Source organism: Streptomyces cavernae, from assembly GCF_004023625.1.
GTDB classification, from domain to species: domain Bacteria; phylum Actinomycetota; class Actinomycetes; order Streptomycetales; family Streptomycetaceae; genus Streptomyces; species Streptomyces cavernae.
The window spans coordinates 75327-90148 of sequence record NZ_RPDJ01000020.1 but is presented as its reverse complement, the minus strand read 5'-3'; the positions used below and the strand labels follow the sequence as shown (position 1 = coordinate 90148).

The window sequence follows — 14822 nt, the reverse complement described above, 5'->3', positions numbered from 1 at the left end:
TGGGGCGGACGCCCCCTCGCCGCAGCCTTCCCACCTCGGTCACGCACTAGCGGAGCGTGCGAAGCGTGTCGATGACGTCGTCGGCCCGGGTGTCCGGGTTGACGAAGGCCAAGCGCAGAACCGTTGCGCCGTTCCACTGGGTCGGCACGCACAGCATGGCGCCCGTTTCGGCGGCACGGGCGGACCATGACGCGTAGTCCCGCGGGCTCCAGCCAGGACGTTCGAAGAGGACGACGGACAGCTCGGGCTCGATCATCAGGCGTAGCCAGTCACTGGCGCGTATGGCGTCGGCAACGAGTCGGCTGGTGGTCAGTGTTTGTTCCACGGCACGCGAGTACCGCTCGGTTCCGTGGACGGCCAGGCTGAACCAGAACGGCAGGCCGCGGGCACGGCGGCTGAGATGGAGGGCCAGGTCCGCCGGATTGTGGACCTCGCGGTCGATGGCGTCGAGATAGCGCGCCGACTGACTGTGCGCGGCGCGTGCCGCTGCGGGATCCCGGTAGAGCAGTGCGCAGCAGTCGTAGGGGGCGAAGAGCCATTTGTGAGGATCGACGATGAAGCTGTCGGCGCGTTCGATGCCGGAGTAGCGGTGCCGCACGCTGGGCGCGGCCAGGCCCGCTCCGCCGTAGGCACCGTCGACGTGCAGCCACACCTGGTGGCGTTCGCACGCCTCGGCGATGTCATCGAGGTCGTCGATCAGACCGGCATTGGTGGTCCCGGCGGTCGCCACCACGGCGAACACGCCAGTCGTGGAGTCCAGGACCGCGTTCACGGCGGCTCCGGTGAGGTGCCCCCGCTGGTCCACGGGTACGGTGACGACCGCGATGTCCATCGCCTGTGCCGCGGACCTGATCGAGGAGTGGGCGCTGTCGGCGCACACGATTTTCCAGCCGTCACTCGGCCGGGGCCGGGATGCGGCGGCAGCGGCGCGGGCCGTGATGAGAGCCGAGAGGTTGCCCATGGTGCCGCCGCTGACGAAGCATCCTGCTGCGGTGCTGGGCCATCCGAGCAACTGGCCGAGCCAGGCCAACGCCTCGTTCTCGGCGTGAATGGCACCGGCTCCCGACTCCCAGGTGCCCCCGAAAATGTTCGCCGCGCCGGTGACCGCGTCGAAGGCGAGTGAAGCGCGGGTGGGGGCCGCAGGGATGTACGCGAGGTTTGTCGGCCCGTTCTGGGCGCGGGTGGCAGGTGCCAGGACTTGGTCGAACAGTTTGAGGGCCGCGGCGCCGCCGATTCCCCAAGGGGTGATGGCCGTGCCGGCCGCGAGGGCGAGGTCGGCGGCGGGGCGGGCGCCGGCCACCGGATCGGGGGCCTGCATGATGCGCCGCCACGCGTAGTTGATGGCGGCCTCCACGATCTCGTCCTCGTCAGCCCATACCTGGGGGTCGACGCGGGGTGCCTTGTTCGCTGACGTGTTGTCGCATTGCGCTTTTTGCATGGCGAGAACGTAGAAAGGTGCATCGGAATGCGCAATATACAGCAAGATATATGAGCAGAATGCTTAATGTGGCGCGCCCGTGCTGTGTCATACTGAGCATCATGCGAAACGTCGACGCCCTCGATGCCCGGATCCTCCTGGCGCTCGACGAGGACCCACGGGCCACGACGGTTGCCCTGGCCGACCGACTCGGTCTGGCCCGTAACACCGTGCAGGCACGTCTGAAGCGACTCGAAGAAAGCGGTCAGCTCAGGGAGCACAGCCGGCGCGTGGCACCCGCGGGTCTCGGCTATCCGCTGATGGCCCTCATCACGATGTCGATCAGCCAGCGCGTGGGGAAGCCCACCAGGGAGGCGATCCTGCGCATTCCCGAGGTCGTCGAGTTGCTCGTCACCACCGGCGACGGCGACCTGCTCGCCCGCGTTGTCGCCCGGGACACCGAGGACCTGCACCGCATCACGAACCTGTTGCTGGAAGCACCTGGGGTTGTCCGGTCCAACACCACCATCGTCCTGCTCGAGGTGCAGCCCTTCAGCGTCCGCTCCCTGCTGGAGCGTCACGCCGGCCCCGAGACAGGTCCGCACCGCCCAACCCGGTGACCTCATGCGGTCACAACCCCAGACAGGCCCTCCTAAGGGCTCGCCGATAAATAATTCGTCGGCGAGCATCGCTCCTGAGCTGCGGTGTCAAGACCTGGAGCACGCAAGTTATTTCCCGGCAAGCCCTAAGGGGTCCTTGCACTATGCCCGCCCGGGTCGCGTGGTCTGGCACCGCTCCCCCAAGCTCTCGGCTGCGCTCGAGCAGGGGGCACCCCCATCGCCGAACCGCCGAAACGCCCACGTGGCTCCTCCCCCACTCTCGACTCCGCTCGAGCGGGGCCCCCATCGAGGGCTCTTAGGTGCCTTGCGATGCACGGCACCAGATCACGCGACCTGATCGGACGCTCATAGTGCAAGGACCCCTAAGTGCAGACGGTCCCCGACGCCGGGATCTGCCCGCCCAGCAGATAGCCGTCCACGGCCCGGCGCACGCACCTGCTCCCGCTGCCGTACGCGCCATGCCCCTGGCCCCGGTACGTCAGCTCCACCCCGACACCCGGGCCCAGCGCCCGCACCATTTTCCGTGCGCCCTCGTACGGCGTCGCGGGGTCGCCGGTGTTGCCGACGACCAGGATCGGCGCCGCGCCGGGCGCGCTAACGTCGGGGTGGTTCGCGGCACCGGGCACCGCCCAGTCCGTGCAGCTCACCAGGCCCCATGCGAGGAAGTCGCCGAACAGCGGCGAGACCGCCCGGAACCGCGGAAGGCTGCGTTCCACGTCGGCGGTGGTGTAGCGCGGCTTGTCGTCCGCGCAGTTGATGGAGACATTCGCGGGGACGAGGTTGCTGTACTGGCCGTCCTCGTTGCGTCCGTTCAGCGAGTCGGACAGCAGCATCAGGGTCGTGCCGTCACCCGCGTACGCCTGCTCGAGGCCGTCGGTGAGATACGGCCAGAAGTCCTTGGAGTACAGAGCCTGGGCGATGCCGGTGGTGGCGGCGCCCTGGGTGAGCCGGCGCGGGAAGATGCCCGGGATGGGCCTCGCGTCGAGATCCGCGAGGAATCGGGCTATGCGGTCCTTGACGTCCTGTGCGGTGTCGCCGACAGGACACGTCTCGACCTGCGACGCGCACCCCTCGGCATAGTTGTCCAGCGCCCGCTGGAAGCCCCTGGCCTGCCCGAGCGAGCCCTGCTCCGGGTTCTGGGTCGGGTCGACGACCGCGTCGAACACGGCCCGTCCCACCTTCTTCGGGAACAGGTGCGCGTACACGCCCCCCAGTTCCGTGCCGTACGAGATCCCGAAGTAGTACAGCTTGTCGTCGCCGAGCACCTGGCGCATGAGATCCATGTCGCGCGCCGCGTCGGTGGTGCCGACGTGCGGGAGCATCTTCCGGGAGCGCCGTTCGCAGGCCGCGTTGAAGGCCTTCGTGGTGTCCAGGTAGTTCCTCCGCTCGGTGGCGTCGTCGGGGGTCGTGTCCTGCTGGAAGTACGCGTCGAGCCGCGCGTCGTCCTCGCACTCCACGGGCGCGCTGCGACCCACCCCGCGCGGGTCGAAGCTCACCAGGTCGTAGCGGGTGCGCAGGGTCGCGTAGTCGGCGCCGAACGCGGGCAGGGTGGCGACGCCGGAGCCGCCGGGGCCCCCGAAGTTGAAGATGAGCGAACCGATGCGCTGGTCGTCCGCGCCGTTCGCCCGCGCGCGGATCAGTGCCAGGCCGATCGTCTCCCCGTCGGGATCGTCCCAGTCCAGCGGCGTCTTCATGGTGGCGCACTGCCACTTGGCACCGCCCGGCAGCGGTGACGGTGGTTCCCCGCCGCCCTCCTCCTCCGAGGGCGCGGGGCAGTCCTTCCAGCTGAGCTTCTGCTCCGACAGGTCCCCGCCTCCTGCGTCGTCGCCGCAGCCGGCCAGCGCAGAGGCCAGCAGCACGGCGACGACGGTCAGGATGCCGGCGCGCAGCCGGAGGGCGTTCGGCATGTTCTTCATCCTGGAGGCGGGTACGGCGGGGCGCTCGGCGCGCGGGGCGTACGAGGTACCCAGACGGGCTCAGCGCACTCACCCGCGCCCACAGCGCACCTCGCACGCGTCTACCTGCTCGCCTACACGCGCACCTACCCGCGTACGCGCGCCTACCCCCGCGCCTACAGCGCACCCTTGCGCGTCAGCTGGTTGAAAGCCAGCCAGCCCGGCAGCACGGGCAGCCACAGCGTCAGCAGCCGGTACAGCAGCACCGCGGGCGCCGCGACCTCCTTGGGCAGCCCGACGGCGATGAGACCGACGGTGAGGGTCGCCTCGACGGCGCCCACGCCGCCCGGGGTCGGCGCCGCGGAGCCCAGCGCGTTGCCCGCGAGGAAGACCACGGCGACACTGGCCAGGCTCAGGTTGGTGGACTCGTCGCCGAAGGCCCGGATCGAGGCGTCCAGGCACATCACGAAGCAGGCGGTCAGCAGGAGCATGCCGCCGATGCCGGTGATGAGCTTCTGGGGCCGCTGCAGCACGTCGAGCATGCGCGGTACGACACCCGCGAAGAGCGAGCGCACGCGCGTGACGACGAATTTCCGCAGGAACGGCACCGAGGTCACCACCAGCACCAGCACCGCGACCGTCAGCAGGCCCGCGATGACCGTACGGGACGGCGACAGCGACGGCGTCTTCTCCGTGCCCGTCAGATAGCCGAAGGCGAGCAGCATCAGGATGTGGCAGCCCAGCCCGAACAACTGCGAGGCGCCCACACTGGCGACGGCGAGCCCCGGCCGGACGCCCGCGCGCTGGAGGAAGCGCGTGTTCAGGGCGACGCCGCCGACCGCGGCGGGCGCCACGATCTTCACGAACGACCCGGCGACCTGCGCTGCCACGGTCCGCAGGAACGGCACCCGCTCGGGCACGAACCCGAGCAGGCTCATCGCGGCGGCGACATAGCTCAGAGCCGAGAACAGGACGGCCGCGGCGACCCAGCCCCACTGGGCGTTGGCGAAGAGCGTGCCGAACTCGATGTGGGTGAGCTGCGACAGCAGGAAGTAGGCGCCGATCGCGCCGGCGATGAAACTGATCAGGGTGCGTGGCCGGATGCGTTCCAGACGGGCCGGTTCCACGGGCGCCTGCGGTCGGATCAGCAGCACCTGGTGGCGGATCTGGGTGAGCAGATCCTCCTCGCGAGCCCCTTCCAGTGCCTCTTCGATCGCCCGCTTCTCGGCCTGCTTCTCGGCGCGGGCAACCTTCTTGTCGGGCTTGTCGGGCGTGTCGGGAACGGATCCGGGGGCGGCCCCCTCGTCCGCGGTCTGCCTGTTGTGCTGGGCCGCCTCCAGGACCGCCTCGCGCTGGCGCTGCGCCCGCTCGCGGGCGAGCCGGCGCAGGGTCGCGCGCGTGGAGCGCGTCAGCGCGATGGGCTGCAGCAGCGGCAGACAGTCCGCGACCGCGTCCGGGCCGAGCACACCGACCGCGGAGGCCACGGCGCGCTCCGCGCCGACCCGCAGACCCAGCGTGGTCACCAGCTGGGCGATGTCCATGCGCAACACCAGATCGCCGGCGGCGATCTCCCCGCCGCGCAGATCGGTGAGGAACACCGTGCCGGAACGATCCACCAGAATCGCGTCACCCGCCAGCCTGCGGTGCGCGATGCGCCGGGACTGCAGCGCCTGCACCTGGTGCCAGGTGTCGCGCAGCAGTTCGTCGGTGATCTGCTCGTCCTCCAGTGAGTCCAGGGTGTGTCCGCCGATGTGCTCGTAGACGAGCATCACGGCGTCCGGTCCGAGTTCCGAGGTCGCGATCAGCTTGGGAGCGTTGGCGCCGGCCGCGATGGCCGCGTAGGCGAGCAGTGCCTCCTGCTCCAGCGCCTGACGCAGCGACTGGATGCTGCTGCGCGTGGTGATGCCGCGCAGGGTCAGCCGCCGCCACACCCGGTAGAAGAACCCCTGAGCCTGCTGTTCGCGGTCGACGACGGTGACGTCGAGCGGCGGACCGTCCTCCAGGGTGACGAAGTAGCGCCGGCCGCGGTCGCCGTTCTCGGTGTCCGGTGCCTCCTCGCGGGTGGCGCTCACCGGGCGGAAGCCGACATGCCGCAGGCCCGCCATCAGCGTCCGTCCGGTGGGGCGGACGTTGGGCGAGCCGACCGCGTACAGCGTGCCGTAGGCCACGGTCCACCCGATCAGCACCGTCAGGATGATCGAGAACGGTGTCGTGTAGCCGGTGACCAGCATGGAGAACGCGTCGAGCAGCAGCACGATCCACAGGACCGCGCGCCAGCGCGGCCTTCGGGACATGCCGACCGCGGTCATATAGGCGATGACCGGTGCGAGATAGCCGTGCACCGGGTCGGTGAGCGCTTGGACGTCACTGGGGGAGGGCTGGGTGAGCGCCTCCTGGATGGAGTCCGGGGCGGCCCTGGCGACCCACAGGTCCGTGGCGAGCGTCACCCCGTGCGCAAGGACCGCGGCGAGGACGCCGTCGGCGATGCGCAGCCCGTCCCGCTTGATCAGCCGTTCGATGGCGAAGGCGACCGGAACCAGGAGGATCGCGATGCTCGACGCCAGGGCCGCGATCTTGATCAGCAGATCGGGTGCCTGGCCGGTGCCCTTGTTGATGTCCTGTTCGAGGCCCGAGGTGGTGCCGTGCGCGAACGCGGCGATCCCGAGCACCAGGATGATCCCCAGGGCGCCCACGAGGAGACGCATCAGGTCGGAGGGGCGGTGCACGCGCGCGGCGAGCAGTGGTTCGTCGCCCTCGACCTCGTCGCCCTCCACCTCCGTGTCCTCGGTGTCGTCGGTGTCGTCGCCTTCGAACTCGTCGGCGTGGGCGTCCTGGGCCGTTCGGTCGGGCCCGTGGCCCTTCGCGCGGTCGGACCCGTCCCTCGCGGAACCGGGCTTGCCCTCGTCCACCTGGGATTCGCCCTTCTTCAGGCGGTTCTGGCCCTTCTCGAAGCGGGTGTCGCCGGTGCCCGGGCGCGACGAGGCGTCAGAGGTGCCCTCCGCGTCTTCAGGGTGCACGCCCCGTTGCTTCATCGTCTCTTCTTGGTCTCGTATCACCAGTCACCGCCCGCACGATGGTGGCATGCGCCGTCGGCGCAGGGAGGCATCAGGGTGCGATGCGGGCGCGCAAAGTCTGCCCCAAGCGCCCCTGCGGGGCGGTGCACTGGCCTCGCTGCGGGGCGCCGGGCGAGCCCGGCCCGCTGTCGGTGGGGTACGGCAGGATGGGGCGGATGAGCGAGGAGAGCCTTCCGGCGGACGCCCTGCCGGAATACGCGGAACGGGTCCTCGATGTCGCGGAGCTGATCCCTCCGGGGCGTGTGATGACCTACGGGGACGTCGCCGAGTGGCTCGAGGAGGGCGGTCCGCGCCAGGTCGGGCGCGTGATGGCGCTCTACGGGGGCGCGGTCGCCTGGTGGCGTGTCGTCCGCGCGGACGGCGTGCTGCTCCCCGGGCACGAACTCCGGGCGCTGGAGCAGTACCGCGCGGAGGGCACCCCTCTCAGGGAGGCCGGACGCGCGACCGAGGGGCATCTGCCCCGCATCGACATGAAGCGGGCGAGATGGGACGGCGGCGAGCGCGCGGACGGTCACACTTGACAGCTTCCGCCATCCCGAGGCCCGCGGAGGGACTGACGGGCCGGAAGGGGGAGGTGAGACGGTTCGGCGACATGCCGTACTTTCGTGAGCGGAGGGGCGCATGGGATGCGAGGGAACAAGGGGAAGCCCTGCTTCCGCCGCATCCGCGGGCGTAGCGTCAACGGCGCGTGTCCCCCTCACCACGTGACCCCCGCCGTCCACAGGCGATGGTCCACCGACCCGTCACACGACCTATCGACCACGGCGCTCCGCGCCGACAGCGACAGATTGCACAAGCACCAGGACCGGCGAACCACGTGAGCTCCTCTTCCTCCACCAGGCGCCCGCCGCACCCCCAGGCACGGCAGGGGGCCCGTGGCGCGTACCGACTGGTGCGTACCCCGCCGGTGCAGGTGGATCCTCCTCTACTGGACGCCCGGCAGCGCGCCGTGGTTGACCACCGGACCGGTCCGCTGCTGGTTCTCGCAGGTCCGGGCACCGGCAAGACGACCACACTGGTCGAATCGGTGGCCGCGCACATCGCCCGTGGCGGGGACCCGGAACGGGTCCTCGTGCTGACGTTCAGCCGCAAGGCCGCGATGGAGCTGCGCGACCGGATGGCGATGCGTGTCGGCGCGGCACGCGCCCCCAGAGCGACCACTTTTCACTCATTCTGTTACGCCCTGGTCCGCGCCCACCAGGACAGCGGCCTGTTCGTCGAACCGCTGCGGTTGCTGTCCGGCCCCGAGCAGGACGTCGCGGTGCGCGAGCTGCTCGCCGGCCAGCCCGACCTGGAGCGACTCGGTCTCGCGCACGTGCGCTGGCCGGATGAGCTGCGCGCCTGCCTGACCACCCGGGGCTTCGCCGACGAGGTGCGCGCGGTGCTGGCCCGCAGCCGGGAGCTGGGACTGGGGCCCGGAGCCCTCGCGGACTTCGCACGGCGTATCGGCCGCCCCGACTGGACGGCGGCGGCGGCGTTCCTCGCCGAGTACCTAGACGTACTCGACCTCCAAGGAGTGCTCGACTACGCGGAACTCGTACACCGCGCGGTGCTGCTGGCCCGGCGCCCCCAGGTCGCCGAGCGACTCGCCGCGCAGTACGACGCCGTGTTCGTGGACGAGTACCAGGACACGGACCCGGCGCAGGTCCGGCTGCTGCACGCGCTCGCCGGAGGCGGCCGCACGCTCGTCGCGTTCGGAGACCCCGACCAGTCGATCTACGCCTTCCGGGGCGCCGACGTGGGTGGCATCCTGGAGTTCCCGTACGCCTTCCCGCGCGCGGACGGCCGTCCCGCCCCGGTCGAGGTCCTCAAGACCTCCCGCCGGTCGGGCGCGGCCCTGCTGACGGCCACCCGCCTGCTGACCCAACGCATGCCCCTGACCCGCCTCCCGGCGGAGAAGGTGCGGGCCCACCGCGACCTGGTGCCGGTACGGGACGGGGGGCGCGTCGAGGTCTACACGTACCCGACGGCGGGCACGGAGCTCGACAACATCGCGGACATCCTGCGCCGAGCCCATCTGGAGGACGGCATCCCCTGGGGCGAGATGGCGGTCCTGGTGCGCGCGGGTTCCCGCACCATCCCCACGGTCCGCCGGGCGCTCACGGCGGCGGGCGTACCGCTGGACATCGACGGCGACGACCTGCCGCTCCGTCACGAACCGGCGGTAGCACCGCTGCTCACGGCCCTCAAGGCGGTGGCGCGGGCGGTGGCCTCGGAAACGGACGCCGCGGTGGTCGAGGGGGCCGGCGGCTCCGAGCCCGCCCCGACCGGCGAACCCGGAGCCGCCGCATCCGGAGAACCCGACACGGCCACACCGCAGCGCCCCTGGCTCGACACCGAGACCGCGCTCACCCTGCTCGCCTCCCCGCTCGCCGGCATGGACGCCGCCGACCTGCGGCGGCTCGGGCGCGCGCTGCGTGAGGAGGAGCGGGCCGCCGGCAACCATCTGCCGCCGCCCTCGGACGAGTTGCTGGCGCGCGCCCTCGCCGAGCCGGAGCGGCTCGTGGCGCACGACCCCACGTACGCCCGCGGCGCCCAGCGCCTGGGCGCGCTGCTGCGCAGGGCACGGCAGCGGCTCGTCGACGGCGGGACCGCCGAGGAGGCGCTGTGGGAGCTGTGGGACGGCACCCCGTGGCCCCGGCGCCTGGAATGGGCGGCGCGGCGCGGCGGCGCGGCGGGCCGCAACGCCGACCGCGACCTCGACGCCGTCTGCGCGCTGTTCGCGACCGCGGCCCGTGCCGAGGAACGCACCGGCGGCCGCGGCGCCCTCAACTTCCTCGCCGAACTTCAGGCCGAGGACATCGCCGCGGACACCCTCGCCGGACGGGCGGTGCGCCCCGCCGCGGTCCGGCTGATGACCGCACACCGATCCAAGGGCCTGCAGTGGCGCCTGGTCGTCGTGGCGGGCGTGCAGGAGGGCCTGTGGCCCGATCTGCGCCGCCGCGGCTCCCTCCTGGAAGCGGACCGCATCGGCCGCGACGGCCTCGCCGAACCGCTCACGCCCGGCGCACTGCTGGCCGAGGAACGGCGCCTGTTCTACGTGGCCGCCACGCGCGCGCGTGAACGGCTGGTCGTCACCGCCGTGAAGGCCCCCGCCGACGACGGAGACCAGCCCTCGCGGTTCCTCACCGAACTCGGCGTCGAACCCAAGGACGTCACAGGCCGCCCCCGCCGCCCCCTGTCGGTCGCCGCGCTCGTCGCCGAACTGCGGGCCACGACCGTCGACCCGCGGGTCTCCGACGCCCTCAGGGAGGCCGCGGCCCACCGCCTGGCCCGGCTGGCCGCCCTCGTCGACGAGGACGGCCGCCCTCTCGTGCCGTCGGCGCACCCGTACCGCTGGTGGGGCATGTACGAGCCGACCGAGAGCAAGGTGCCGCTGCGCGACCGCGACCGGCCCGTCGTGCTCTCCGGCAGTGCCCTCGACCAACTCGCCAACACCTGCGCCCTGCAGTGGTTCCTGGGCCGCGAGGTGAAGGCCGACGCCCCCGCCACCGCCGCCCAGGGCTTCGGCAACGTGGTGCACGTCCTGGCCGACGAGGTCGCCTCCGGCCGCACCCCCGCCGACCTCGACGTCCTCATGGAGCGCCTCGACTCCGTGTGGAACGCCCTCGCGTTCGACGCGCCGTGGAAGTCCGCGCAGGAGAAGGAGCACGCGCGCGTGGCGCTCGAACGCTTCCTCACCTGGCACGTCGACTCGGGCGGCGTCCGCGCCGGCCGCACCCCGGTGGCCAGCGAGCACGACTTCGACGTCACCCTGGAAGCGGGCCCCTACGAAGTACGCATCCGGGGCTCCATGGACCGGGTGGAGGCGGACCGCGAAGGCCGCGCCTACGTGGTCGACTTCAAGACGGGCAAGCAGGCGCCGAGTTCCGCCGAGGTCCTCCACCACCCGCAGCTCGCGGTCTACCAACTCGCCGTCCGCGAGGGGGCCGTCGACGAACACTTCGACGGGGTGCGCCCCGAGCCGGGCGGCGCGGAACTCGTGCACCTCCGTCAGGGAGCCGCCCGCAAGGACGGCGGCGAGACCCTTCCCAAGGTGCAGGCACAGCAACCCTTGACCGGGCGGGACGGGGAGGAGGGGCAGTGGGTCGGCGAACTGCTGGCCACCGCCGCCGGCAAGGTCCTCGACGAACGCTTCTCGCCGACGGCCGGACAGCACTGCACCCACTGCGCGTTCCGCGCGTCGTGCAGCGCGCGGCCCGAGGGCCGGCATGTGGTCGAGTGACACGCGTTGTCAGTGCTCGCCGTTAGCCTCTGAGACGTGCCCGCCCGTATCACCGACCCCGAACAGCTCAAGGAACTCCTCGAGATCCCGTTCACCAGGGAGCAGATGCGCTGCATCATCGCGCCGCCCGCCCCCCAGGTGATCGTGGCCGGAGCCGGCTCGGGCAAGACCACGGTGATGGCTGCCCGCGTGGTGTGGCTGGTCGGCACCGGCCGGGTCGCCCCCGAGCAGGTCCTGGGCCTGACCTTCACCAACAAGGCCGCGGGAGAACTGGCCGAGCGCGTACGCAAGGCACTCGTCAAGGCGGGCGTCACCGACCCCGACGTCATCGACCCGGACAACCCGCCGGGCGAACCGGTCATCTCCACCTACCACGCCTTCGCGGGCCGTCTGCTGACCGACCACGGGCTGCGCATCGGACTGGAGCCGACCGCCCGTCTCCTGGCCGACGCCACCCGCTACCAACTCGCCGCGCGCGTACTGCGGGAGGCGCCCGGCCCCTACCCGGCGCTCACCCGGTCCTTCCCGGACCTGGTCAGCGACCTCCTCGCCCTCGACTCCGAACTGTCCGAACACCTCGTGCAGCCGGAGGAACTCCGCGCCCACGACGGTGAGCTGCTGCGCGCCCTCGACGGCGCCCGGCTGACCAACGCCGATCTGCGCAAGGTCCCCGAGGCCGCCGCCGCCCGGCGCGAACTCGCCCAACTGGTCGGCCACTACAGGACCGCCAAACGGGACCGCGACCTCATCGACTTCGGTGACCAGATCGCCCTCTCCGCGACCCTCGCCCGCACCCGCCCGGAAGTCGGCCGCATCCTCAGGGACGAGTTCCGGGCGGTGCTGCTGGACGAGTACCAGGACACCTCGGTGGCCCAGCGCATCCTGCTCGCAGGACTCTTCGGCGACGGAACCGGCCATCCGGTGACCGCCGTCGGCGACCCCTGCCAGGCCATCTACGGCTGGCGCGGCGCCTCCGTCGCCAACCTGGACGACTTCCCCGAGCACTTCGCGCACGCCGACGGCCGGCCGGCGACCCGCCAGGCGCTCAGTGAGAACCGCCGCAGCGGCGGCCGGCTCCTGGACCTCGCCAACGGCCTCGCGGAACCCCTGCGCGCCCTCCACGAGGGAGTGGAGGCCCTGCGGCCCGCGCCCGGAGCGGAACACGACGGCATGGTCCGCTGCGCGCTGCTGCGCACCCACGCCGAGGAGACGGCCTGGATCGCCGACTCCATCGCCCACCTGGTGCGCACCGGGACGGCACCCGGTGAGATCGCGGTCCTGTGCCGCACCGCGACCGACTTCGCCGAGATTCAGGGCGCACTCGTCGCACGTGACATCCCCGTCGAGGTCGTGGGCCTGTCCGGGCTGCTGCACCTGCCGGAGGTCGCCGACCTCGTCGCCGTCTGCGAGGTACTCCAGGACCCGGGCGCCAACGCCTCACTGGTGCGGCTGCTCACCGGCCCGCGCTGGCGCATCGGCGCCCGCGACCTCGCCCTCCTGGGACGGCGCGCCCGGCTGCTCGTCCGCCACGCGCGCGGAGCGGACGACGACGACCCCGACCGCCGTCTCGCCGAGGCCGTCGAGGGCGTCGATCCCTCCGAGGTGATATCGCTCGCCGACGCGCTGGACACGTTCCTGGAGACACCCCTCGAAGGGGACGACGACGGGCTGCCGTTCTCGGCCGACGCGCGCGTGCGCTTCGCACGGCTCGCCACCGAACTGCGCGACCTGCGCCGCTCGCTCGCCGACCCGCTGATGGACGTACTGCACCGGGTGCTCGCCGTCACCGGCCTGGAGGTGGAACTGTCCGCGTCCCCGCACGCCCTGGCAGCCCGCCGCCGCGAGACCCTGTCGAACTTCCTCGACATCGCCGCATCCTTCGCCGCCAACGACGGCGAGGCGACCCTGCTCGCCTTCCTCGCCTTCCTGCGCACCGCCGCCCAGTACGAGAAGGGCCTCGACAACGCCCTGCCGGGCGGCGAGAACACCGTCAAGGTGCTCACCGCGCACAAGTCCAAGGGCCTGGAGTGGGACGTCGTCGCCGTCCCCGGCCTCGTCAACGGCACCTTCCCCAGCAGCCAGGGACGCGAGAAGTGGACCGCGCAGGGCAAGGTCCTGCCCCACGCACTGCGCGGCGACGCCGCCACCCTGCCCGACGTCGACGCCTGGAACGCCAAGGCCATGAAGGCCTTCCACGAGGCGATGAAGGACCACCAGCACACCGAGGAACTCCGCCTCGGCTACGTCACCTTCACCCGCCCCCGGTCCCTGCTGCTCGGCTCCGGCCACTGGTGGGGACCGTCGCAGAAGCGCCCCCGCGGCCCCTCGGAGTTCCTGCTCGCCCTCTACGAGCACTGCGCCGCCGGACACGGCGAGATCGAGGCCTGGGCGGACGAACCCGCCGAGGGCGAGGAGAACCCGGCCCTGACCGGGGCGCGAGCCGAACACGCCTGGCCGCTGCCGCTGGACGGCACCGCGCTCGCCCGCCGGCGCGCCGCCGCCGCCACGGTCCTCGCCCACCTCGAACAGGCCGCCTCCCAAGTCGTTTCCCAGGCCGACACCCGCCCGGACCCGGTGGACGAGCCGGCCTCGTACGAGGACCCCGAGTGGCCGCCCCCACCGGAGGACGACGAGCCGCCCTACGACGAAGAACCCCCCTACGAGGACGGCGATTTCGGGGACCGGGACGACCCCGAAGGGGACGACTCCGAGCGGGACGACTCCGAGCGGGACGACTCCGACTGGGACAGCTGGACGACGGACCACCCGGCGGGAGCAGCGCCGGCACCGGCGGCGCAGGTGCGGATCCCCCACGCCCGCTCCCACTCCGCCGAGCCCCGCCTCACCCCTGAGGAGACCCGCACCCTCGCCTCCTGGGACCGCGACCTCGACGCGCTCACGGGGGAGCTCCTGCGCGCCCGCGAGAGCGTCACCGACGTACTCCTGCCGGCTTCGCTGACCGCCACCGAGGTGATGCGGCTGGCGGCGGACCCGGAAGGCTTCGCACGGGAGCTGGCACGCCCCATGCCGCGCCCGCCGCAGCCCGGTGCCCGCCGCGGCACCCGCTTCCACGCCTGGGCCGAGGCCCGCTTCGAGGAACTGCGGCTGCCCATGCTGGAGCCCGAGGAACTGCCCGGCAGCGAGGCCGAGATCGCCGACGAACAAGACCTCGAAGCCCTCAAGGAGGCCTTCGAACGCAGTGCGTACGCCCACCGCACGCCCTACCGCGTGGAGGCGCCCTTCCAGCTCGCGATCGCCGGGCGGGTCGTCCGTGGCCGCATCGACGCCGTCTACCGGGACGGGGACACGTACGAGATCGTCGACTGGAAGACCGGCCGGGAGCGCACCGCCGACCCGCTGCAGCTCGCCCTCTACCGGCTCGCCTGGGCCGAGCAGCAGGGCGTGCCCCCGGAGTCCGTGACGGCGGCCTTCCTGTACGTGCGCAGCGGCGAGATCGTGCGCCCCGAAGGGCTGCCGGACCGGGCGGCGCTGGAGCGGCTGCTCCTGGGTGAACCGTCCGGAGAAATCTCCGGGGAACCGGTCGAGGAACCGTCCGGCGGGGACGCCACAGAGGGCGGCTGAGACGGACGG

General features: G+C 72.0%; 7 protein-coding genes. 4 read left to right on the top strand and 3 right to left on the bottom strand.

Annotated elements, in window-relative coordinates; all coding sequences use genetic code 11:
- Positions 1 to 46: 46 nt before the first annotated feature.
- Positions 47 to 1438, bottom strand: a complete 1392-nt coding sequence (locus EF387_RS28925; RefSeq protein WP_128379568.1) for a pyridoxal phosphate-dependent decarboxylase family protein — start codon at positions 1436 to 1438, stop codon at positions 47 to 49.
- A gap of 101 nt (positions 1439 to 1539) precedes the next feature.
- Here EF387_RS28925 and EF387_RS28920 point away from each other — a divergent pair, with 101 nt between their 5' ends.
- Entirely contained in the window at positions 1540 to 2037 is a 498-nt protein-coding gene (locus EF387_RS28920) for an Lrp/AsnC family transcriptional regulator (protein ID WP_238431758.1), read from the top strand.
- 362 nt (positions 2038 to 2399) lie between these two features.
- Here EF387_RS28920 and EF387_RS28915 read toward each other — a convergent pair whose 3' ends face one another.
- Both EF387_RS28915 and EF387_RS28910 read right to left on the bottom strand, forming a co-directional pair.
- Complete coding sequence (locus EF387_RS28915; protein WP_128379567.1) at positions 2400 to 3944, bottom strand: alpha/beta hydrolase; 1545 nt, start codon at positions 3942 to 3944, stop codon at positions 2400 to 2402.
- A 164-nt stretch (positions 3945 to 4108) separates the two neighbouring features.
- A complete protein-coding gene (locus EF387_RS28910) occupies positions 4109 to 6964 on the bottom strand; it encodes a lysylphosphatidylglycerol synthase transmembrane domain-containing protein (RefSeq protein ID WP_128379566.1) in 2856 nt (951 codons plus the stop codon).
- A 197-nt stretch (positions 6965 to 7161) separates the two neighbouring features.
- Between EF387_RS28910 and EF387_RS28905 the strand changes: the two genes are divergently transcribed.
- From EF387_RS28905 to EF387_RS28895, 3 genes are all read left to right on the top strand, one after another.
- Entirely contained in the window at positions 7162 to 7527 is a 366-nt protein-coding gene (locus EF387_RS28905) for an MGMT family protein (RefSeq protein ID WP_162467232.1), read from the top strand.
- 296 nt (positions 7528 to 7823) lie between these two features.
- Positions 7824 to 11231, top strand: a complete 3408-nt coding sequence (locus tag EF387_RS28900; RefSeq protein ID WP_128379564.1) for an ATP-dependent helicase — start codon at positions 7824 to 7826, stop codon at positions 11229 to 11231.
- A 36-nt stretch (positions 11232 to 11267) separates the two neighbouring features.
- The gene (locus EF387_RS28895; protein WP_128379563.1) at positions 11268 to 14813 is read left to right on the top strand and encodes an ATP-dependent DNA helicase; all 3546 of its coding nucleotides are present in this window, start codon (positions 11268 to 11270) and stop codon (positions 14811 to 14813) included.
- The last annotated feature ends 9 nt before the right edge of the window (positions 14814 to 14822 follow it).